Below are 2,663 nucleotides of genomic sequence, written 5' to 3' on the forward strand. Positions count from 1 at the left end.
TACCATTTTGATAAACATAATCATAATAAGATACTAATTGTATATACACATCATCCCATTGATGATATTCATCAAAATAATCACATTCAGCCACCCTTTCACAATGAGATATATTTATGTTCCCAAACTTGAATGTAAATAATTTTACTTTCATGCCATTCTTATTTATATTGAAAGATTCTGTTCTCTCCTTAATAAATGCTTTTGTAATCATTCTCATAACATTATTTTAAAAATGGTTATTTCTTATATTCAATAAATTCAGTAGAAACAAAATCATCACTGTCAAGAATTATATTTTCATTATAATATTGTTCTTGAATTATAGCTTTAGCATCATCTATTGAATTAGCTTTAACATCAACACATCTTGATAATTCTTCTTTTATTTCGATAGTATAAGTTTTCATAATTATATACACTGTTTCGTGTCGTGCGCAACTTCAAAAATTATTGTTATGAATTACTGTAACTATAGTTACCTTCTTCAAGGTATCTCATAACATTTTCTATACTGTTACAATCCTTATGTTCCTCTTTCCCAACTGTAAAAGTTAGTTCAAAAATATATACTCCTCTATGGTTTACGATTACTTTTAATGATATAGGAATATCTTTTAAGTAGATTGTTTTCCCATCCAACATTTCAGCTTCTGTAATAGGCACAAGGCTATAATGTGAGAAGTCTGCAATAGGAACAGGCTTTGAATAAACTAATACACCATAGCGTGTATTATCATCCTCCCATCGCAAAAAATTATCGTTTGGATAAGTACCGATTCCAAAAGGTCTGCTAAACATGTGATATTTATATTCAGTTAAATCAATGTTTGCTACTTTGTCTTTTGAATTATTCATTTTGAGTTTCTTTAAGTGGGTTATTGTTATTTCTTATTTACATAGTAAAGATACTAATTTACTATTATACTAACTAATTTATAATGTTAAAACTCTCTGTAAGTGAGGACTGTAAAGGCTAAAAGATGTTACTAAAACACTAATAGTATAGCTACACACCATCACCAAACAAAAATTTTTTTTCCAAAATCATAAAACTTTCTTCTGCGGAGAACGGAAGTGTTGTCAAGGTTTTTCTCAAAAAAATACTCTTTTGAAAAAAGGAAGATTATTTTGAGAAAATGCACTTTAACCTTGACATTAACGGAGTTCGGAGTTTTCTTTGTTTTTGATATTAGAAAAAGAATTAATCAGAAGAATGACTGGAAGAAATAATTGATGTTCCTGTAAGGATCACTCAATTATTTTTGGAAGGAATGAAGAGGATTATAAAACGCTTTCCTCTCTCCCCAATGTTTGGGGGTTTAATGCAATTTTATAAGTCTTTTATTAATACGATAGTTTGAGTATTAAAACATAAAAGGCGAAGTAAAATTGCTATAAAATAACACCATCAGGTGACCTTTAGAACTTTCCTTGTAGTATCGAGCATCGACACATACAGCTACCAAAAAATGAATGAATGAAATGAAGTAAAAAAAAATATCATCAAGAGATTTTGTTTTTACTGGAATGGAATGAATTGATTTTGCTGTATGGGTATAATTGCCTTTTTACTTTGCGTATGAGGTACGAAGGAGAAAAGGAAAATGGCTGTTATACTCGATAAGTGAAGATACGGAAAGGAAGGTTCTATAATAATATCATTATCAGCTGTTGTATTTTATCATCCTCTTTCCTCTCTCCCCAATTTTGGGGGTTTAAACTCATTGTTTCCTTGCAGTATTTTTCACATCGAAAAGCACAACTACCAAAAAATGAATGAATGAAGTGAAGTAAAAAAAAATATCATTAAGAGATTTTGTTTTTACTGGAATGGAATGAATTGATTTTGTTGTGTGGGTATAATTGCCTTTTGAGATTTCGAATGAGGTACGAAATAAGAAATAGAAAATGGCTGTTATACTCGATAAGGAAAAATGCGAAAAGGAAATTATGATAATAAAATAATTCTTCAGCTGTTGTATTTTATCATCCTCTTTCCCCTCTCCCCACTTGTGGGGGTTTCAACGTAACACAAATAAAAAGCAAGCACCATCCGAAAATACAGAAATAGAATTATTACCAGTGAATGAATAATAAATAAAATACTATCAAAGGATTTTATTTTTATGAAATGAGTCGGTCAAGAATTCTTCTGTATGCGTGCAAAAAAAAGTTCTGTAACAAAGTGGAAGATCATTTTTTTGCACTTCGTAAATGGTGCAGCTTGATTTGTGTTACGATTTTTAAATGTCCTATCCATTGAAACAAAAAAAGAGAACAGATACTGTTCCCTTTTATAAATAACAACAACTAAAAACTATTGTATTCATCCCCACATTTAGACAAATACTCTTTCCATTCGTCTGCACTCCACCATCTCATTATTTCAATTTGTATTGAATTATAACTAATGGTCTTATATTTTCTATCAGCAACAGAATATGGATTACTATATACTCTAATTATAAATTTATTATTAATAATATTATAAGTTGAAACAATCTTCTCTCCATTACTTGTATATTTTGGCACATTATCCCATTTATCAGCTAAAACTTTACTTTCCCATTGCCTTTTCCAAAGTTCTACATTTGCCTTGTAATATTTTTGAACAACATCAATAAACTCTTTTAAATTCTTTGCATAACCAATGTTTTTAC

4 protein-coding genes are annotated in these 2,663 nt (G+C 29.3%); all 4 read right to left on the reverse strand.

What is annotated here, in order from left to right; all coding sequences use genetic code 11:
• Nucleotides 1–214 (reverse strand): hypothetical protein (locus tag VNJ50_RS15225; protein ID WP_325583148.1); only part of this gene is annotated, 214 nt, incomplete at its 3' end.
• Nucleotides 215–239: 25 nt separating this feature from the next.
• Entirely contained in the window at nt 240–410 is a 171-nt protein-coding gene (locus VNJ50_RS15230) for a DpnD/PcfM family protein (protein WP_325583149.1), read from the reverse strand.
• Between the two features lie 46 nt (nt 411–456).
• The gene (locus tag VNJ50_RS15235; RefSeq protein WP_325583150.1) at nt 457–858 is read right to left on the reverse strand and encodes a hypothetical protein; all 402 of its coding nucleotides are present in this window, start codon (nt 856–858) and stop codon (nt 457–459) included.
• Between the two features lie 1,455 nt (nt 859–2,313).
• Nucleotides 2,314–2,663, reverse strand: a 350-nt coding sequence (locus VNJ50_RS15240; protein ID WP_325583151.1) for a hypothetical protein, incomplete at its 5' end; no start/stop codon positions are given.

Origin of the sequence: Gelidibacter sp., assembly GCF_035577925.1 — a bacterium.
Taxonomy (GTDB): domain Bacteria; phylum Bacteroidota; class Bacteroidia; order Flavobacteriales; family Flavobacteriaceae; genus Gelidibacter.

Bases quoted from the DNA above. Each gene is read 5' to 3' on its own strand.
- VNJ50_RS15230 (WP_325583149.1), bottom strand. From the start codon at position 410: ATGAAAACTTATACTATCGAAATAAAAGAAGAATTATCAAGATGTGTT.
- VNJ50_RS15235 (WP_325583150.1), bottom strand. From the start codon at position 858: ATGAATAATTCAAAAGACAAAGTAGCAAACATTGATTTAACTGAATAT.